This window comes from Saccharospirillum sp. MSK14-1 (assembly GCF_003054965.1).
Lineage (GTDB): Bacteria > Pseudomonadota > Gammaproteobacteria > Pseudomonadales > Natronospirillaceae > Saccharospirillum.
Genome location: NZ_MIES01000033.1, coordinates 1,150,963 through 1,169,890, shown reverse-complemented (window position 1 = coordinate 1,169,890; position 18,928 = coordinate 1,150,963). Strand labels below are relative to the sequence as shown.

The 18,928-nt window shown below is 55.5% G+C and carries 22 protein-coding genes; 19 read left to right on the top strand and 3 right to left on the bottom strand.

Features of this window, described 5'->3' with window-relative positions; translation table 11 throughout:
- The first annotated feature begins 20 nt into the window (after positions 1-20).
- The 9 genes from BGP77_RS14470 (at position 21) to BGP77_RS14430 (ending at position 8,751) form a co-directional block, all read left to right on the top strand.
- A complete protein-coding gene (locus tag BGP77_RS14470; protein ID WP_108165421.1) occupies positions 21-2,219 on the top strand; it encodes a chemotaxis protein CheA in 2,199 nt (732 codons plus the stop codon).
- Positions 2,220-2,250: 31 nt separating this feature from the next.
- Positions 2,251-3,303, top strand: coding sequence for a chemotaxis response regulator protein-glutamate methylesterase (locus tag BGP77_RS14465; RefSeq protein WP_108165420.1), 1,053 nt, complete (start codon positions 2,251-2,253; stop codon positions 3,301-3,303).
- A 31-nt stretch (positions 3,304-3,334) separates the two neighbouring features.
- A complete protein-coding gene (locus BGP77_RS14460) occupies positions 3,335-4,069 on the top strand; it encodes a flagellar motor protein (protein ID WP_108165419.1) in 735 nt (244 codons plus the stop codon).
- Complete coding sequence (locus tag BGP77_RS14455) at positions 4,066-4,890, top strand: OmpA family protein (RefSeq protein ID WP_108165418.1); 825 nt, start codon at positions 4,066-4,068, stop codon at positions 4,888-4,890. The genes BGP77_RS14460 and BGP77_RS14455 overlap by 4 nt, the downstream gene beginning before the upstream one ends.
- A gap of 71 nt (positions 4,891-4,961) precedes the next feature.
- A complete protein-coding gene (locus tag BGP77_RS14450) occupies positions 4,962-5,732 on the top strand; it encodes a ParA family protein (RefSeq protein WP_108165417.1) in 771 nt (256 codons plus the stop codon).
- An 86-nt stretch (positions 5,733-5,818) separates the two neighbouring features.
- Positions 5,819-6,916, top strand: a complete 1,098-nt coding sequence (locus BGP77_RS18135) for a chemotaxis protein CheW (RefSeq protein ID WP_199224283.1) — start codon at positions 5,819-5,821, stop codon at positions 6,914-6,916.
- A 73-nt stretch (positions 6,917-6,989) separates the two neighbouring features.
- On the top strand, positions 6,990-7,469 hold the full coding sequence (locus BGP77_RS14440) for a chemotaxis protein CheW (RefSeq protein ID WP_108165415.1): 480 nt from the start codon (positions 6,990-6,992) through the stop codon (positions 7,467-7,469).
- 122 nt (positions 7,470-7,591) lie between these two features.
- Positions 7,592-7,981 (top strand): hypothetical protein, encoded by a 390-nt coding sequence (locus tag BGP77_RS14435; RefSeq protein WP_108165414.1) that lies wholly within the window; start codon positions 7,592-7,594, stop codon positions 7,979-7,981.
- A gap of 14 nt (positions 7,982-7,995) precedes the next feature.
- Complete coding sequence (locus BGP77_RS14430) at positions 7,996-8,751, top strand: VacJ family lipoprotein (protein ID WP_233252364.1); 756 nt, start codon at positions 7,996-7,998, stop codon at positions 8,749-8,751.
- Between the two features lie 30 nt (positions 8,752-8,781).
- Here the strand turns inward: BGP77_RS14430 and BGP77_RS14425 are convergent, their stop codons facing one another.
- On the bottom strand, positions 8,782-9,084 hold the full coding sequence (locus BGP77_RS14425) for a PilZ domain-containing protein (RefSeq protein WP_108165412.1): 303 nt from the start codon (positions 9,082-9,084) through the stop codon (positions 8,782-8,784).
- Between the two features lie 94 nt (positions 9,085-9,178).
- On the opposite strand from BGP77_RS14425, the gene BGP77_RS14420 reads away from it, so the two are divergent.
- The 10 genes from BGP77_RS14420 to BGP77_RS14375 all read left to right on the top strand — a co-directional run bounded on the left by BGP77_RS14420 (position 9,179) and on the right by BGP77_RS14375 (position 17,030).
- Positions 9,179-10,363, top strand: coding sequence for a SpoIIE family protein phosphatase (locus tag BGP77_RS14420; protein ID WP_158269392.1), 1,185 nt, complete (start codon positions 9,179-9,181; stop codon positions 10,361-10,363).
- A 33-nt stretch (positions 10,364-10,396) separates the two neighbouring features.
- Positions 10,397-10,873, top strand: coding sequence for an STAS domain-containing protein (locus tag BGP77_RS14415; RefSeq protein WP_158269391.1), 477 nt, complete (start codon positions 10,397-10,399; stop codon positions 10,871-10,873).
- Between the two features lie 27 nt (positions 10,874-10,900).
- Positions 10,901-11,935: an NAD(P)H-dependent glycerol-3-phosphate dehydrogenase gene (locus BGP77_RS14410; RefSeq protein ID WP_108165409.1), complete on the top strand. Its 1,035-nt coding sequence runs from the start codon at positions 10,901-10,903 to the stop codon at positions 11,933-11,935.
- Positions 11,935-12,222, top strand: coding sequence for a DUF4389 domain-containing protein (locus BGP77_RS14405; protein ID WP_108165408.1), 288 nt, complete (start codon positions 11,935-11,937; stop codon positions 12,220-12,222). Before BGP77_RS14410 ends, BGP77_RS14405 begins: the two co-directional genes overlap by 1 nt.
- A gap of 2 nt (positions 12,223-12,224) precedes the next feature.
- Positions 12,225-12,662: a histidine phosphatase family protein gene (locus BGP77_RS14400; RefSeq protein ID WP_108165407.1), complete on the top strand. Its 438-nt coding sequence runs from the start codon at positions 12,225-12,227 to the stop codon at positions 12,660-12,662.
- Between the two features lie 123 nt (positions 12,663-12,785).
- Positions 12,786-13,595, top strand: coding sequence for an alpha/beta fold hydrolase (locus BGP77_RS14395; protein WP_108165406.1), 810 nt, complete (start codon positions 12,786-12,788; stop codon positions 13,593-13,595).
- 3 nt (positions 13,596-13,598) lie between these two features.
- Positions 13,599-14,423, top strand: a complete 825-nt coding sequence (locus tag BGP77_RS14390; RefSeq protein ID WP_108165405.1) for an alpha/beta fold hydrolase — start codon at positions 13,599-13,601, stop codon at positions 14,421-14,423.
- A 63-nt stretch (positions 14,424-14,486) separates the two neighbouring features.
- Positions 14,487-15,428, top strand: coding sequence for a 50S ribosomal protein L3 N(5)-glutamine methyltransferase (prmB, locus tag BGP77_RS14385; RefSeq protein ID WP_108165404.1), 942 nt, complete (start codon positions 14,487-14,489; stop codon positions 15,426-15,428).
- 49 nt (positions 15,429-15,477) lie between these two features.
- Positions 15,478-16,575: a chorismate synthase gene (aroC, locus tag BGP77_RS14380; RefSeq protein ID WP_108165403.1), complete on the top strand. Its 1,098-nt coding sequence runs from the start codon at positions 15,478-15,480 to the stop codon at positions 16,573-16,575.
- 77 nt (positions 16,576-16,652) lie between these two features.
- Positions 16,653-17,030, top strand: a complete 378-nt coding sequence (locus BGP77_RS14375) for a DUF2914 domain-containing protein (RefSeq protein ID WP_108165402.1) — start codon at positions 16,653-16,655, stop codon at positions 17,028-17,030.
- On the opposite strand, the gene BGP77_RS14370 is transcribed toward BGP77_RS14375, so the two are convergent.
- Both BGP77_RS14370 and trmH read right to left on the bottom strand, forming a co-directional pair.
- Positions 17,011-18,168, bottom strand: a complete 1,158-nt coding sequence (locus BGP77_RS14370; RefSeq protein WP_158269390.1) for a cation diffusion facilitator family transporter — start codon at positions 18,166-18,168, stop codon at positions 17,011-17,013. The genes BGP77_RS14375 and BGP77_RS14370 overlap by 20 nt on opposite strands.
- Positions 18,165-18,842 carry a tRNA (guanosine(18)-2'-O)-methyltransferase TrmH gene (gene trmH, locus BGP77_RS14365; protein ID WP_108165400.1) on the bottom strand — a complete coding sequence of 226 codons (678 nt, stop codon included), beginning with the start codon at positions 18,840-18,842 and terminating at the stop codon, positions 18,165-18,167. The genes BGP77_RS14370 and trmH overlap by 4 nt, the downstream gene beginning before the upstream one ends.
- Between the last annotated feature and the right edge of the window lie 86 nt (positions 18,843-18,928).

Here is an 18,928-nt window from a genome sequence, read left to right as displayed (position 1 = left end):
TTGGGGTCTAGGAGAGCAGCATGGGCTTCGAAGCGGACGAAGAAATTTTACAGGATTTCCTGGTTGAGGCCGGCGAAATTCTTGAGCAGTTGTCCGAACAGTTAATTGAATTGGAGCGCAGCCCGGATGACCGGGATTTGCTCAATGCCATTTTCCGCGGCTTCCATACGGTAAAAGGCGGTGCGGGCTTTTTGCAGCTGACACCCTTGGTTGATTGTTGTCACGCCGCAGAAAACGTCTTCGATACGCTGCGTAATGGCTTGCGCCAGGTGGACGCCGATTTGATGGACGCGGTGTTGCGCGGCCTCGATAACGTCAATGAGATGTTTGCTCAAGTCAGTAACGGTGAAACCCCTCAGCCGGCTGATGAAGAACTGGTTGCGCTGCTGCATCGCTATGCCGCGCCGGCTTCCGCCGATGAAGCGCCGGCAGCCGAAGCGGAAGAGCCCGTTGCCGAATCCGTGTCAGAGGCCAGTGATGAAGCCGGGCCTGCACCCGACGCCCCCAAGCCCGGTGATGACATCACCGATGCCGAGTTCGAAGAATTACTCGATGCGATTTCTCCGTCCGATCAGGCGGAAGCGTCGACTCCGCCGCCGGCTGCCAGTGAGCTGTCAGGGGGCGGTGACGAAATCACCGACGATGAATTTGAAGCGCTGCTGGATGAATTGCACGGCAAAGGTCAATTCAAAGCCAGCAGTGACGAAGCGCCAGCAAAAGAAGAAAAACCCGCAACGCCTGCGGCGGCATCGAACAGTGACGAAATTACCGATGACGAATTTGAAGCGCTGTTGGACGAGCTGCACGGTAAAGGTCAGTTTAAAGCGGGCGATGACAATGGCGCCGCTGCACCGGTGAACGATGCCAAACCGGAGCCCGAAGCCCCCAAAGCGGAAGCCCCCAAAGCGGAAGCCAAACCAGCGGCCAAAGCCGAAGCAAAACCAGAACCCAAAGCAGCGCCGAAAGCCGACGCCAAGCCTGCTGCAAAAGCGGAAGTTAAAGCGCCCGCTAAAGCCGCCGGTGCAGAGCCGCAGCGAGCCGCCGCCAGCGGCGATACCACGGTCCGTGTCGACACCAAGCGACTTGATGACATCATGAATATGGTCGGCGAACTGACGCTGGTTCGAAACCGTTTGATGCGTCTGGGCAGCGAGCTGGAAAATGAAATGCTGCAGAAGGCGGTGAGCAACCTCAATGTTGTCACTGGCGATCTGCAGACGTCGGTGATGAAAACCCGGATGCAACCGATCAAAAAAGTGTTTGGTCGTTTTCCTCGCGTGGTTCGGGATTTGGCTCGCAGCCTGAAAAAAGAAGTGAATCTGCAATTGGTCGGTGAAGAGACTGACCTCGATAAAAACCTCGTCGATGCCTTGGCCGATCCGCTGGTGCACTTGGTGCGTAACTCCGTCGACCACGGCGTTGAAATGCCCGACGTTCGCGCCGCTGCGGGTAAACCGCGGGCGGGTGAGGTGGTGTTGTCTGCCGAACAGGAAGGCGATCATATCCTGTTGATGATTCGAGACGACGGTGGCGGTATGGATCCGAACGTCTTGCGTGGCATCGCGGTTAAGCGTGGTGTGATGGATCAGGAAGCGGCCGATCGGTTAACCGACAACGAATGTTATAACCTGATCTTTGCCCCCGGTTTCAGTACCAAGACCGAAATTTCCGATATCTCCGGTCGTGGTGTGGGCATGGATGTGGTGAAAACCAAAATCAGCCAGTTAAACGGCACCATCGACATCGATTCAGAAAAAGGCCGTGGTACGACCATTCGCATCAAAGTGCCGCTGACCTTGGCGATTATGCCGACCCTGATGGTGATGCTCGGGGAGCAGGCGTTTGCGTTGCCGCTGGTGAATGTTGATGAAATTTTCCATCTCGACCTGAGCCGAACCAATGTGGTGGATGGCAAAGAAGTGGTGATGGTGCGAGGCAAACCTTTGCCGTTGTATTACTTGAAGCGGTGGTTGGTGAAAGGCCATCGGGGTGATCCAAAAGAGGAAGCCGGTCACGTCGTAGTGGTGTCTGTTGGCACGCAGAAAGTCGGCTTTGTGGTTGACCAGTTGGTCGGTCAGGAAGAGGTGGTCATTAAGCCTCTTGGGCAGATGTTGCAAGGCACGGAAGGCATGGCGGGCGCGACCATCACTGGCGATGGTCGCATTGCGCTGATTATTGACGTCCCTGGATTATTAAAAGCATATTCCGCTGCGGATTGATGTGGGCATTTGCCCAGTTAAGGAGAATTGAATGCCCATCTCGGTGATGATCGTTGACGACTCCAGCTTCTTTCGAACCCGGATTCGTGGACTGATTGACGCCCACCCCCAGTTGAAGGTGATTGGCGAAGCGTCTAATGGTCGTGAAGCCATCGACTTGGCGGTTCGCTTAAAGCCGGATGTCATTACCATGGACTACGAAATGCCCATGATGGATGGCATTTCCGCGGTCCGTGAAATCATGAACCGGCAGCCAACGCCTATCTTGATGTTTTCGTCGCTGACGCAGTCAGGTGCACGTGTCACTCTGGATGCGCTGGATGCGGGTGCGGTTGATTATCTGCCCAAAAGTTACGAAAACGTGGCCGATGGTCCGTCGGCGCTGAAAAAAGCGCTGTGTGAAAAAATCATTGCCATCGCCGGGCAAGCTCGACCGAAGGCCACCGGTTTGGATGCGGTTCCGCCGCCGCCGGAAAAACCTGCTGCGGCTCAGGTCGGTCGACGCAAACGCTATGCTCAGCGTTTTGATTTGGTCATGATTGGTACTTCCACCGGTGGTCCGGTGGCGCTGCAGAAAGTACTGACGCAAATACCCGCCAATTTTCCGGCCCCGATTCTGATGATCCAGCACATGCCGGGCAGTTTTACCGGCGCCTTTGCCGAACGACTCGACCGGCAATGTGCGTTGAGTGTGCGTGAAGCCAGTGATGGCGACAGCCTGAAAGCCGGAGAAGCGTTGCTCGCTCCGGGTGGGCTGCAGATGATGTTTGCTAGCAAAAACCGGCTGCGTATCTTTGAAGGCGATGAGCGCCTGAACTATAAACCGTCCGTGGATGTCACCTTTGGCAGTGCGGTTAAGTACTACGGTAAGAATATTCTGGCTGTTGTGCTAACGGGGATGGGTGCTGACGGTCGTGAAGGTGCTCGTCTGATCAAAGACAGTGACGGGGTAGTTTGGGCACAAGAATCATCGACCTGCGTGATCGATGGCATGCCTTCTGCAGTGGTCAAGGCCAACTTGGCTGATGAAGTCATCGCTTTGAATGAAGTCGCCAATCGCCTGGTAGAGGTGGTGTCGGCCTGATTCGGGGTTTTGAACGCAGGGGACCTACACCATGATCGCTTTTTTGGGGCTGCTGCTGGCCTGGGTTGCCGTCTTTGGCGGCCACCTGTTAGAAGGCGGCCAGATCGGCTCACTCACCAATTTACCGGCGGCCGCTATTGTCCTGGGCGGCACTCTGGCCGCTGGATTGGTGCAGTCGGATACGACCACTTGGCGCCTGGCCTGGCGCTATTTTCCTTCGGTATTCAGCGGTCCTGACTGGGATCACCACAACGCTCAGGCAAAACTGGTGCGCTGGTGTCAGCTGGCCCGCAAAAAAGGGTTGCTGGCGCTGGAGACGGATTCCAACAGTGAAGCCGACGACTTTATCCGTCTGGGCCTGCAATTGCTGGTTGATGGCGAGCCCAGCGACAAAATTCAGCGCAGTCTTGAAGTCTCGATGGATACCCGCGAAGGGCGCTCGCTGAAAGCGGCGCAGTTTTTTGATTCTTTGGGGGGGTATGCGCCGACCATGGGCATCATCGGCGCTGTGTTGGGGTTGATTCAGGTGATGACTCAGATTGAAGATACCCAGGCATTGGGTGCTGGCATTGCCACCGCTTTCGTCGCAACCATTTATGGGGTCGGTTTGGCCAACCTGTTTTTCCTGCCGGTTGCGGCGCGGCTGAGAACGTTGGCCGAAGAACGGTTTGCGTTTGATGACATGGTCCTTGATGGCATGCTGGCCATTGCGGATAGCGAAAATCCCAGAGTGCTGGAGCGTCGCCTCAAGGAGTATGGTGAATGAGACGCCGGCGTCGCCGCAATCAACGCTTCAGTGAGAATCAGTCACAACGCTGGATCTTGTCGTACGCCGATTTTTTGACGCTGCTGTTCGCGTTCTTTGTTTTTCTCTACGCGATTTCTTCGGTGGACAGCGATAAATTTGAGGCGGTCAGTCGGAACCTCTTACAGATATTCAATGTCGAGCCCAGTAGCATTGATCCGATTGAATTGGAGACAACGCCGGCAGGCCCTGATTTTTTTAATCCGTTATATCGTCCTGAACCGATTCCCAGTACCCGTGAAGATTTGGCCGATACTCAGCCGTATCATCAAGAATCCACGTTGCTGGAATTACGCCAGACATTAGAGGATCACTTTGCCCAGCGAATTGATGATCAGTTAATCAGTGTCAGTGGTAATAGCGAATGGTTGGAAATCAATTTAGAGGAACCGATTTTATTTTTACCCGGATCGGCCGATATAACGGCACAAGCGGAAGCCATTCTCTATGAAGTGGCCGCGTTATTAAGTCCATTGCAGCAACCAGTGGCGGTTGAAGGCTATACTGATCAATCACCACCGGGCGGCCAGTTTGATGATAATTGGACGTTATCGGTGACTCGGGCGGCGAATGTCGTCCGCTATTTGCAGACGGCAGGAATTGCGGGTGAGCGCCTTTCCGCCGTAGGGTTTGGGGAATATCAGCCGCGCTTTGATGAAAGCAATGCACAGCGAGCCGCACGAAACCGTCGGGTCAGTATTGTTGTTACGCGACTGAACGGGCCTAATAGCCTGATATCACCAACGCCAGCATTAGTTGGTCCGGAAGTTGCTGAACCCTGAAGCGGTCCTTGGTCCGAGGGCAGGTATTGGCCGCTTTCGGAACAAGAAGAACGGATGTTTAAGGAGAGTCCATGCACGTTTGGTCCGTTGCCAACCAGAAAGGCGGGGTGGGGAAAACCACCTCGGTGGTTTCATTGGGCGCCATGCTGGCCGACAAGGGGCACCGGGTGTTGGTGTTCGATTTGGATCCTCAGGGCTCTCTGACCAGTTATTTCGGCTATAACCCCGATGATCTGGAGCGCAGTGCTTACGATCTGTTTATGACCAAAGGCAAGGTGCCGGAAGATCTGCCCAAGCAGCTGATTAAAGAAACATCGCAGCCCGGTATGTCGTTAATGCCAGCATCAACGGCTCTGGCGACGCTGGAGCGTAACGTCAGTCAGCAGGAAGGCATGGGTCTGGTGGTTTCCAAGACGCTGGCGCACCTGTGGGACGATTTTGATTATGCATTGATCGATACCCCGCCGTTGCTCGGTGTGTTGCTGATCAATTCACTGGCGGCATGCAAACGCTTGCTGGTGCCGGTGCAGACCGAGTTCCTGGCGCTAAAAGGGCTTGAGCGGATGGTGCATACCATCTCCATGGTCATGGCATCGCAAAAGCGCGGCTTACAGCACCTGATTATTCCGACCATGTTTGACCGTCGCACTCAAGCGTCGTTGAAAACATTGCGCACCTTGCGCGAACAATACGAAGGCAGCATCTGGCAGTCAGCCATTCCGGTCGATACCCGATTCCGCGATGCCAGCCGGGAAGGGTTGCCGATTTCTCTGTATTCACCGGACTCCCGTGGCGCCCGGGCGTATCAGTCGTTGCTGAAAACGCTGCTGGCGATGGATTGAGGTAAGACGAATGCATGGCGCTCACCCCAAACCATTATCCCTCGACACCCTTGCCTCATTGGGCCGGGTTTGGGTAGGAGTCTGTGGTGAACAATAAGGCAGAAACAGAGGTTCGAACGGAGCTTGCGGCTGACCGCACACTGGCTACTTATCTGGATGCCATGCTGCATGAGGCAACACTCAGCGAGCCTGATGAAGAAGAACAGGACTTGGCCGCCGAGCCAGAGCCCGTCGAGGCTGCTGTTGAGCCAGAGCCAGAGCCAGAGCCAGAGCCAGAGCCAGAGCCAGAGCCAGAGCCAGAGCCAGAGCCAGAGCCAGAGTCAGAGCCAGAAGTTGAGCTGGATGCACTTGAGGTTGAACCTGTTGAGGAACCGGAACCCGTGGTTGAAGCGCTTCAACCTGAGCCGGAAACTATTGTCGAGCCCGAGCCCGAGCCCGAGCCCGAGCCCGAGCCCGAGCCCGAGCCCGAGCCCGAGCCCGAGCCCGAGCCCGAAATCGACGTGCATGTCTCGGAACCGGAACCGACCTGGGATGACGTGCCTCCTGAACCCGCCCCGGAACCTCAGTCGTTTGATGCTGAGCCGGTGGTTGAAATGCCGCAGCCTGAGCCAGAACTCGAACCGGAGCCGGTGTTTGAACCCGAGCCCGAACCGGTGGCCGAAGTGCCGGTGGCAGACATTGATTTTGAGACTGAGCTTGAGGCCGACGATGAAGGTCTGAGTCGCTGGCTGGAGAACGGCCGTCCAGCGTGGGGGCAAGAGCGCTTCGATTGTCTTGTATTTGTGGTCGATGGCCTCAAATTGGCGGTGCCGTTATTGCTGTTGGGTAATATTCATCCAATGGACAAAGAATTGACGCCTTTGTTCGATCAGCCGAAATGGTTTCTGGGTTTATTGCCCATTCAGTCTGATCGTCACATTCGCGTTGTTGATACCGCTCAGTTGGTCATGCCCGAGCGCTATCGACCGGAAAGCAAGGAAAGCCTGGAGTACGCTGTTGGCGTGCATGGTTCGGATTGGGCCTTTGGCTGCCATTCGATTGAAGGATCCATTACTTTGCACCCGGATGCGGTGAAATGGCGATCCACTCGCACCAGTCGCCCCTGGTTGGCCGGTACAGTGATCGATCAAATGTGTGCCTTGGTGGATTTGCACGCCTTTGCGCGAACGGCTCTAAAACGCTGATTACAGCGCCTGCGCTGGACGCCTGAGCGGACTCTACTATAGTTGCTATCTAGATGAATTAAGAGGTTGTGTTATGACAGCGCAAACCATCAAAGCCGGTGATGATTCGGTTTTACAATGGGTGACGTTTCGGCTGGGTAACGAGACTTATGGTCTCAATGTGATGCAGGTACGTGAGGTACTGCGGTATTCCGAAATTTCCCCGGTACCGGGTGCACCGAGTTATGTGATCGGTATTATCAATTTGCGCGGCAACGTTGTAACGGTGATCGATACGCGTGAGCGTTTCGGGTTGCAGACGGCGGAACTGACCGACGACACTCGCATTGTTATCCTCGAATCGGATAACCAGGTGGTGGGTATTCTGGTCGATTCCGTTGCTGAGGTAGTGTACCTGAAAGCCTCTGAAATCGAGACCGCACCCAACGTCGGAAATGATGAAAGTTCTCGTTATATCCAGGGCGTTTGCCACAAAAACGACGAGCTTCTGATCTTAATTGAGATTGCCAAACTGCTGACTGAACGTGAGTGGCAGGAAATCGCGGAGCTGTAATTCAAGCTCTGCTTCTTCACCTAAACCAAGCTGATAGCTATTCCCCTCCAATCTGGCCCGTTTTATGCAGAAACAGGGTCAGAGTGTGACGACCGTCAAAAATCAAACGGAGGGGATCCGTCATGTTGAATGAAATGCTGCACACTGGCCAGGCGCTTCTGGCATCTCTGGAGCCGACTGCCTGGGGCGTCGCGGCTGTCGCTGTCTTGCTGCTGGGCGTTGTTTGGCATCATGCGCGTAAGATTCGACAACTGCAGCAACAGCTGCTCAGTCAGGATCGTTTTTTACGTCAAGAATTGAAAATGATGAACCAAGGCGCCATTGGTGTGGGCAATCGCGTCAAAACCCTGGAAAAACAGGTTCGCAGCCAGCCCAGTGAATTCGAGCAGCGTTTATTAGCGCAAGCCAGTGCTGCTCAATCGCAGGAGCAACAGCGACCCAATAGACCATCCAAAAGTCGCGCTGAACAGGCGTTAGCCGATTGGATGAAGGACTACCGTACCACTGCCTGAGGCGTCATTCGGCTTTGAACCCTAAGATAACTCGTTCGTTCATTTCCCTGGTACTGAGTGCTGCAATGCTCAGTGCGGGTCAGGCGATGGCCGATGATCGTGATCCTCTGGAGCCGATTAACCGGGTCGTGTTCTCGTTTAATAACGGGGTCGACCGGGTACTGGTCCGACCTTCGGCGCGGCTTTATCGTTGGGTGATGCCAAACTTTGCCGAACAGGGGGTGCGTAACGTCTTTGCCAATCTGGGTGAAGTTCGAAACGCCAGTAACAACCTGTTGCAAGGTAAGTGGCAGCGCACTGCGGCCGCGACGGGTCGATTTGCCATTAACTCGACCGTCGGTGTGGTCGGTTTGTTTGATGTGGCGACTCGAGTGGGTATTGAGCCCGTGCCGGAAGATTTCGGCCAGACACTGGGGTACTGGGGGCTGGGTCAAGGGCCTTATCTGGTGTTACCGGTCTTAGGGCCGTCATCGTTGCGAGACGGCACCGGACGAGCGGTGGATTTTTGGCAGAACCCGTTGCTCTACGTTGAACTTGAACCGGTGGAGCGGGGCGCAATTCTGGTCGTGGATGGGTTGCAGACACGCGCGGACCTGTTGTCGTCGGATGGACTGTTTTCCGGTGACACCTACCCGGTGATCCGTGAGGCCTATTTTTCGATGCGTGAGTTCCAGGTCAACGACGGTGAAGTGCACTCCGATGCTTTCATTGATGATGAAGACAGCGAAGAAGGCTACGTCGATGAAGGGTTCATCGACGAAAGTTTCTAGCTGATAGCGCTGTCAGACTAACGGCTTTGCCTAGTCGAGACCGCGTATTTCGACACCATGACGGTATTGATTGCCATCGGCGTCGCAGCGCACCACTTCAGCCTGAGCGTCCAGTGACGATAACTGCTCATTAGGTGATTCAATCACCACGCGTATCTGGCTGCCCAGAGCGAGTGGTTGATCCATCACCAGGCTCATTCCCACTGCACTGAAATCCTGACATAGAGCGGTTAATGGTGCGCTTTCCCCCTCTACGTAGATCTGTGCCTGCGCATTCATTCGCATGCGAATGAAGTCCCTTTTCTCATCGTAATCTCTATCCGCTGTGCTCATGCTCACCTCGTCTGGCCGATGGCGGACGGAGGTCTATTGCTTTCCAGACCTCGCCCCGTTAAGTTGCCTCCATCTCGCAGTGGAAGTCAACCAGATGCCAATCACCGACGCCAAACTGCTGGTCGTGGACGATGACCAGGCGGTACGCGATTCCATCGTCGCCTACCTGGAAGACAGCGGTTACAGCGTACTTGAAGCCGAAACCGGCGAAGCCGCCCTGGCTTTGTTTGAGCAAGAAGCCCTTGATTTAGTGATTTGCGATATCCGCATGCCGGTGATGGATGGCTTGACGCTGTTGCGTCGCATTATGGAAGTCACCGATGAAGTGCCGGTCATTGTCGTTTCAGGCGCTGGAGTCATGTCCGATGTGGTCGATGCACTGCGTTTAGGCGCCAGTGATTACCTGATGAAACCCATTGTTGATCTGGGCGTGCTTGAACATTCTGTAGAGCGCGCGTTAGAGCGGTCGTTGCTGGTGCGAGAGAATTATCGGTATCGGGTTGAGCTGGAAGCGCGCAATCAGGAACTGCAAAACCACGTGGATCGGCTCAAGCTGGATTTGCAGGCCGGTCGCGCTGTGCAGCAGCGGTTGCTGCCTGAGCAACCGTTGGAGCGAGGCGGTTATCGCATCAATCACCGTATGGTGCCATCAAGCTACCTCAGTGGTGACCTGGTGGATTACTTCCCGGTGCCGAATGATCAGGTGGTGTTTTATGTCGCGGATGTCTCTGGTCACGGTGCCAGTTCCGCGCTGATCACCTTGCTGATCAAAAACCAGATTGACCGACTGCGCGATGAAATTGACAACGGCACGTCAAACGTCGTGCTCAACCCGCCAGACGTGTTAACGCTGATTAATCAGGAGCTGTTGAAAACCCAGACTGGCAAACACGCCACGGTGTTCTATGGCGTTCTCGACACTGCCTCTGCTCAGCTCAGATATGCCTCCGCCGCACATTTTCCAGCGCCGGTGTTGAGCATTGCCCAGTCAGTGCGCGCTTTGGAGCCTGAAAATCTTGCCGTTGGCTTGTTTGAGGATGTCGACTTTAACGGGCGGGAATTGTCGCTGGAGGCTTTCGAACGCTTGTCGGTGATGTCCGATGGTCTGTTGGAGTTGCTTGACGATCGCAGTTTACAAGAAAAGGAAGCGCACTTACTTGAGTTGGGTGCAGACCCGTCCCATACTATGCTCCAATTTCTGGCGCAGATGACCGAAAGGGGTAATACCCAGGCTGTGCCGGATGACATCACAGTGTTAACGGTCGAAAAGATTGCTTAGGTCGTATCCTCAATGAGTACCGGTCGAGTTTTGATGGCGAACAAAGCAGGCGCCTATGTCATTAAGCTGACAGGCGATGTCCGGATGACGCTCTGTACTACGCTCGACAGCTGCCTGTATCGAATGGTCGACGACCCGGTGTTTCAGTCTGTGACCGTTGATGTCACCGAAGCTGAAGGCATCGATAGTACCAGCCTTGGCATGTTGGCCAAGGTTTCCCGTCTTGCCACTCCGGCCATGGGCCGAGTACCCACACTGGTTTCCACGCGCGCTGACATTACCCGGTTGATTGAAACCATGGGGTTTCGTGATCGTGTGTTTGCCATTGTTTCCCGACCTGAATCGTCTGCTCAATCGTCCCTTGATGAGCAACCGGCGTTGCCCGTTAATGAAGGTGACGCTCGTGATCGGGTATTGGAAGCCCATAAAATTCTGATGTCGTTAAACGACCACAACCGCCAGACATTCAAGGAGCTGGTGGAGTGTATCGAGAATCAGGCACGGCATTGAGCCCAGCCCTGATCGCAAGGAGAAAACGTGTCCAATACCCCTTTATCGCCCCAGCGCATTGCCGTTCTGGGCGGTGGTAGCTTTGGTACGGCGGTGGCTAATATCGCCGCTACAAACGGTCATCATGTTCGGTTATGGATGCGCAGTGAAAAGCAGGCTGAAGACATCCGTACTCAAGGCGAAAACAGCCGTTATCTGCCTGGCTACAAGCTCTCCGAGCGATTGCAGCCGGAACTGGATTTGGCGGCCGCTGTCAGTGACGCCGATTACGTCTTTGTTGCTGTGCCCTCCAAAGCCTTTCGATCGGTTACCGAACAAGCCATTCCTCTGTTGCCTGCTCACACCGCGCTGATCAGCCTGACCAAAGGCATTGAGCCAGGCAGTTTCAAATTGATGAGTCAGATCTTGCATGACTTGGCGCCCAGTCATGAAACCGGAGTCATCAGCGGACCGAACCTGGCAAAGGAAATCGCTCAGCATCAAATCTCTGCCACCGTCATTGCCTCCTACAGCCAGGCGCTGCGGCAAAACGTTCAGCAGTTATTGAGCAGCCAGCATTTCAGGGTTTATGGCAACCCGGATATTTATGGTGTCGAACTGGCTGGCGCATTAAAGAATATCTACGCCATCATCACTGGTCTGGCCGTCGCGTTAGGTATGGCTGAAAACACCCGCGCCGCCATCATTACCCGGGCATTGGCTGAGATGTCACGCTTTGCGGTACGTTTGGGTGCCAACCCTATGACGTTTCTTGGTCTGGCCGGGGTGGGTGATTTAATCGTGACTTGTAGCTCTGAGTTGAGCCGCAATTACCGGGTAGGGTATTACATTGGTGAAGGCGATTCGTTGAAGCAGGCGATCAAACGCGTTGGTGAAACGGCCGAAGGCATTAATACTTTGCGCATGGTGCACGAAAAAGCCGCTGAGATGGGGGTCTATATGCCCTTGGTCGGCGGTCTCTATGCCATCATTTATGAAGATAAGCCGATTCGGGAAGTGTCGGGCCAGTTAATGTCAGGCGACTTGGCACAGGACGTTGAGTTTATGGGGGCAGGGATCTGATGGAAGCAAACAGGCGGGAACGCAGTGAACACCAATTATTACGACTGGTGTTTATGGTCATATTTGGTGTGGTGTTACGGCTCAGCGTGATCTTAACCTTCTTGCTGGCGGCGGTGCAGTGGATTTGGCGCTGGTTTCAGAGTGAAGAAAACGAGCGCCTGCGTGGCTTTTGTTTGGCACTGGGGCGGTATCAACATCAGGTACTCGACTATCTGCTGTTCAACACGGAAGCCAAACCCTTTCCTTTTGCCGACTGGCCGGCGGATGAGTCAGGCTGGGAAGACTGAACATGCGTTTGATGTTGTTGCGTCATGGTCAGGCGCAAGCCAGTGCACCAAGGGATGAACAGCGACGATTGGTCCCTGCCGGTGAAGTCGCGATTTTGCGGCAAAGACAATGGTTGGATCCGTCCGTCAGTGCGTTCTACTGCAGCCCTTATCAGCGGGCTCGGGAATCCGCCGAACTCATTCGACCCACCCTGGGTGATAGAGCACCCATCATCGACGACCGTCTGACACCAGACCAATCCATTGACGGCGCTCTGGACTTGTTGCGGTCGGCCGAAGGCGAATCCATTTTGTTGGTGGCGCATAATCCACTGCTGTCTCACCTAGCCGGTGTTCTAAGCGGTGATCCTTATGGCGTATCACTGCCAACAGCCGGGCTGGTGTGTCTTGAAGCGGATGGCTGGTTTCCAGGCAGCGCCCAATTATTGTGGCAAAAATAAACCATAAGGGTTTATTTTTTGCCATTATTCAAACGAATTTTGCCATTATTCAAACGACTGTTTGAATGACCGTTCGGCCTGAACTAGATTGTAGAGTCCCGATGTTGCTGTTCAGGTTCCCTCATGAAACCGCTGATCCATTTTGCCCACGCTAATGGTTTCCCGTCCGCCAGTTACCATGCCTTGTTCGATGCATTGTCGACGGACTATGACGTCTGCCAGTTGCCGTTGTCTGGGCACCACCCGGACTATCCGGTTACCGATAACTGGCCCTTTCTGAAACAGCAGCTGATCGACAGTATTGAAGCCCAGTGCGACCGGCCGGTGATTGGGGTGGGGCACTCGCTCGGCGGCGGCCTGACGATGATGGCTGCCCGAGAGCGTCCGGACCTGTTTGAATCCATCATTTTGCTGGATGTCCCCTTGTTCAGTTGCCTGGAAAGCTTGTTGGTGCGTGCGGTCAAACACTTTGGGCTGGTCGATGCGGTTACCCCGGCGGGCCGTTCCAAACGTCGCCGGACCCAGTGGCCGGATGCACAAACCGCGCTCGACTATTTCCGCACCCGTGGCTTATTCCAACGGTTCGACGAGCGCTGTCTGCGTGACTACGTCGACAGTGCCATTCGTCCTTCCCACGATGGCGGCGTGGAACTCGCCTATGAACTGGAGGTCGAACTGGCCATTTTCCGCAGCATGCCTCACACCCTGGCGGTGCGCGCTGGTCAATTGGCGATGCCTGCTGGCATTGTGGTGGGACGCGATACCGATACGGTGCGTAAAAGCCAGTATTTGCGTATGAAACGGCGGCTCGGCTTTGTGGGTGAGCGCATCGAAGGCACGCACATGTTTCCACTGGAGTACCCAGAGCAAACCGCGGCGGCGATCAGTCGGCAATGGCTGCAGATGCAGCAAGCGCAGCAACAGGTCAGTTAATCAATGCGTGAATTCAGTGCACTAAACGGACGCATTCAAGGCGTTCGCTGGGGGAAAGGGCGGCCGGTATTGGCGTTTCACGGCTTGCTGGATAACGCCATGAGCTTTCAGCCGCTGGCGCAGCATTTGGTGGATTGGGAAATCTGGGCGATCGATTTGCCCGGTCACGGCCGTTCGGCCGCACTGCCCGGCAGTGGCGGCTGGAGTCTGCCCGATTGGTTGCCCGTACTGGGTGACCTGTTGGATGACTTGGGCTGGCCAGAATATGACATTCTCGGTCACTCATTGGGTGGCATTCTCAGCCAAATGCTGGCGACGCTGGACGCGCGTATCCAGCGTCTATGGTCGCTCGATGCGCTCGGGCCAATCACCGACAGCGATGCAGGGAATCTGGATCGCTTGCAGCGGATTTATGATCGACGCCTGAAGCCTGCCAGCCGGCGCCGTCATTACGCGCATCCAGATTTGCTCTGGCAGGCTCGGACAGCAGGGCGGTTTCCGTTGTCCGAACCTTCGGCACGTTTGTTAAGTCGACGTGGTGTGGGGCTCGATGCCGAGGGTTGGTTTTTTAATTACGACCGGCGTCTGCGCCAGGAAAATAACTGGCGTTTGAGCGAAGATCAGGTATTGGCGATGTTGCAACGACTGCCATGTCCCTTGCATCTGGCGGTGTTCGCGGACAGCCCTTTGGGTGATGAAGCACGGCTGACTGCTCGTAAAGAGGCTGTGCCGGAACTGCATCTGACGACGTTCGCAGGTGGCCACCACGCTCATATGGAAACGCCCGAGCCGATTGCTCAGTGGCTGCAATCGACAGACAACACCTAGGTCTCGGGTGCGCGAATATTCAGGTATACTGCGGCCTCGTTTTTTCAGGGCTTAGTTAACGGCATGTCTCAGTTCGCCTTTGCATTTGATGATTCCGATCTGCAGCAGCGTTGCCGGCAGCAGTTGACGCAACTGGCCGATTGGGTGCGTTTTGGCGCCAGCCAGATGGCGCGCCATGAGGTGTTTCATGGGCAGGGCTTTGAGACGGCTTGGGATGAGTCGCTGTTCCTGTGTCTGCGGGCACTGCAATTGGATTGGGATCTACCCGCCGCCGCCCTGGCAACCCGGTTGCTGGAAGAGGAGCGAGCGCAGTTGTGGCACCTGTTGCAGCAGCGTTGTGATGCTAAGGTGCCGACGGCCTATCTGCTGCAGGAAGCCTGGTTTTGCGGCGAACCTTTTAAAGTCACTCCCGATGTATTGATTCCTCGCTCTCCCATTGCTGAATTGATTGAAACCGGTTTTGAACCCTGGTTAACGCAGGCACCGCAACGCGTACTGGATTTGTGCACCGGCAGTGGTTGCATCGGTATTGCCGCGGCTCGTCTGTTTCCGGACGCTCAGGTGGATCTGAGTGACCTCAGTGAAGCGGCCGTCGCCGTCGCGGTGGAAAACGTGGCCGCCAAAGATCTGGGCTGGCAAGTCGATGTTTACCAAGGTGACTTGTTCGAAAGTCTGGGCGATGCGCACTACGATTTAATCATCGCCAATCCGCCGTATGTTGACGCTGAAGACATCGATACCATGCCCGCCGAATTTCATCACGAACCCAGGCTGGGATTGGCTTCAGGTGACGATGGACTGGACCTGGTGCGCCGCCTGCTGAGCGAAGCGGCCAACCATTTGAGCGACGACGGTCTTTTGGTCTGTGAAGTGGGCAACAGCGCGGGTGCGCTGATGGAAGCCTATCCCGACTTGCCGTTGGACTGGCCAGAGTTCAGTCAGGGCGGGCTCGGCGTCTTTATTGTTCGTGCGCAGGATTTACGCAGGCATTTTGCTCAGGTTTAATCCCTCTACTTAATCGGTTATCCGACTCAACACGGCTACGGAATTCAGGATGTCAGGCAACAGCTTCGGAACAATCTTTACCGTCACCACCTTTGGTGAAAGTCACGGCCCGGCACTGGGCGCTATTGTCGATGGCTGCCCGCCGGGAATGACGCTGTCAGAAGCGGATTTGCAGGGCGACCTGGATCGTCGTAAACCCGGTACCAGCAAGTACACGACTCAGCGTCGCGAAGCCGATGAAGTGCGTATTTTGTCGGGGGTTTTCGAAGGCAAAACCACCGGTACGCCGATTGGCTTGTTGATCGAAAACACCAATCAGCGCAGTAAAGATTATTCGGACATCATGAACACCTATCGGCCCGCTCACGCTGATTACGGTTACGATCAGAAATACGGTTTCCGTGATTATCGCGGTGGTGGCCGCAGCTCGGCGCGTGAAACCGCCATGCGCGTTGCGGCTGGCGGTATTGCCAAGCGTTATCTTGCCACCCAGGGCATTCATATTCAGGGTTGGCTCAGTCAGATGGGACCGATAACCTTGGATTTTAAAGAGGCATCGGCCATCGAGCAGAACCCGTTTTTCAGCGCCGATCCCGATAAAGTGGCTCAGCTCGAAGAACACATTGTGCAATTACGCAAAGCCGGCGATTCCGTTGGCGCGCGTGTCAGTGTGCGTGCCACGGGTTTGATACCGGGGCTGGGTGAGCCGATTTTTGATCGCCTGGATGCCGATCTTGCCAAGGCGCTGATGAGCATTAATGCGGTAAAAGGCGTGGAAATTGGCGACGGTTTTGACGTTGTCGATCAGCGCGGCAGTGAGCATCGCGATGAATTAAGTCCGCAGGGATTTTTGTCCAATCACGCCGGCGGCATTGTCGGTGGTATAACCACCGGCCAGGCGATTGAAGCGCACATTGCGCTGAAACCGACCTCCAGTATCACCATTCCCGGTCGCAGCATTACCCGCCAGGGTGAAGCGACTGAGATGATCACCAAAGGGCGTCACGATCCTTGTGTCGGCATTCGTGCCGTGCCCATTGCCGAAGCCATGCTGGCGCTGGTGTTGATGGATCACTGGTTGCGTCATCGCGCGCAAAACGCAGAAGTCACTCCTCCGATACCACCGATTCCTGGCACTGTAGAATAAGTCGATCAGCGCATTTACAGCGCTCGCGTTTCATGCCAATTTGACGGAATCCTTCGCGCAAAGAGGAGATAATAAGAATGCGAAGCTTCCGTTGGCCGGCCGTGTTTCTGGCGGTCCTCTTGCCAGTGCTGGCCCAGGCGGACGTGGTCCGTCATCAGTTCACCCGTAATGTCGTTGAGCGCGAACCGGTCGATCGACTGAACAGCGCCACCAACATCAACCCCTTGTATTACTTCACCGAACTGGAAGACATGACCGGTACTACCGTCGTGCATCGTTGGCGGTTGAATAATCGCCTGATGGCCGAAGTGCGTTTCGACGTTCAGGGCCCACGCTGGCGGGTGTATTCGAGCAAAGAAATGTTGCCCGACTGGGATGGCATCTGGAAGCTGGAAGTGCTCGATGGCGATGGCAATTTGCTCGCCACCGACACCATCAGTGTGTTGATCGACTGAGTCGTTCGCCGGTAATGGTCAGCGTTATGTCGGCAATCCAATCAATATCATTTAATAACCGCAGGCAGTGCTGACGCGCTGCCTGACGTTGCTGATCATTGGCAAAACGCAGTTCTAATTGAGCGCGTTGTTGATGGTAGTGAATGATTAAACGATCGTAATCGCGAACATCGTATTCGGCCAATAAGCGCTCGACTGCAGGACGAAGCGGCGCCAGTGGACGCACCTGACTGTCATCGGGGTCGGGTTCGTGATCGATATGCAAGGTGACATCAGCGATGTCGTCGTATTGTTGTTTGAGCGTGGTTAACGCCCATTCATTAATCTGGTGGCCTTCGGAGACCGAAATACGACTGTCGACTCTCAGGTGTGCATCGACGAACAGGTCGGGTCCCATGCGTCGCGTGCGCAGCAAATGCACATCGCGCACACCGGGTATGGTTGCCAGGGTTGTTGCCAGAGCATCCTGGCGGTCGTGATCGACGCCTTGATCAACCAGTTGCTGAATCGCCTGCCAGGCCAGACGAATCCCCATCCAGCCAATCATGACGGCCACAATGAGCGCCGCGATGATTTCCAGCGCGGGGAAACCCGCCAGCGTGGCCAACAAACCGATTAAAACAACCACCGACGACAGACTGTCTGAGCGGGCGTGCCAGGCATTGGCTTCGATCAATGCCGAGCGGGCCAGGCGGGCCTGGCGAATGGCGTATTGGAAATAGCCTTCTTTCAGTGCAATGGCGATCACGACGGTGGCCAAGCCAAGCAGGCTGGGCATCGGACGTGTGTCTGAAAACAGCAGTTCCACGGTTTCGATGGCAATACCTAGCGCCACGGTAAGCAGCAGAGCGCCCAGCATCACGGTACCGAGCGTTTCGAAGCGAGCGTGGCCATAGGGGTGGTCGCTGTCCGGACGCTGGCGGGCGATGCGTGCCAGTAGAATGATCGGTAAGTCTGCCAGCAGGTCGGACAGGCTGTGCATGGCGTCGGCAATCAGCGCCGGCGATGCAATCATCCAGCCCACCGTCAGTTTGATGACAAAGGCGAGACCATCCACCACCACCGCCCAGGCATTGGTTCGCTGGATACGCTGATGACGATCCTGTTCGGTACTGTTGGCGGTCTCAGTTTGGCTCACAAGGCGCCTCGATAGGCTGGGTCGGCGGGTGGAATCAAATCGCCATCGTCGTCCAATTCAGGGTAGGGCAGTCCATGGCGATCGCAATAGGCCGCCATTTTTGGCTGCGCCCAGCGAAATAAGGTGGCGTGATAGCTCGAATCCTCAACGAAGGGGCGCTCATACAACCCCGCTTGACGACGTTGATGCATGGCTTCTTCCAGAATGATTGCTGCCGCCACGCTGACATTATAGCTTTCCACCATGCCGACCATCGGAATGGTCAGATGTTCATCTGCGGCCTCGGCAGCGGCATCACTCAAACCGCGTTTTTCAGCGCCCATAATCAGCGCGAACGGCTGCCGGTAATCCACCTCGCGATAGTTGCGCGCTCGCGGTGACCAATGTGCCGCATAGAGCTTGAAGCCGCGCCCGCGGGCCGCGGCCATGGCGTGTTCAATAGTCTCGTGCACTCTCGCGGCCACAAAGCGTCCACTGCCACCGGCGGTGTTGTGATACACCAGCCGACCGCGAATCGGTTGCACCATATGGATTTCCGGAATGCCAACGGCGTCGGCGGTACGCAAAATGGCGGAGATGTTTTGTGCCTTGTGGACCTGATCGGTCAGCACTGTCATATCGGGCTGACGATCGCGCAGCACCTGCTTGAATTTTTCGAAACGTGAACGACTCATGGTGTTCCAGGGTTTTCAGGACGGCGCTACTTTAACGGCCTTTTGGCAAAGCGCAAATCAGCGGGCGAGCGGCGATCCCGCCCGCT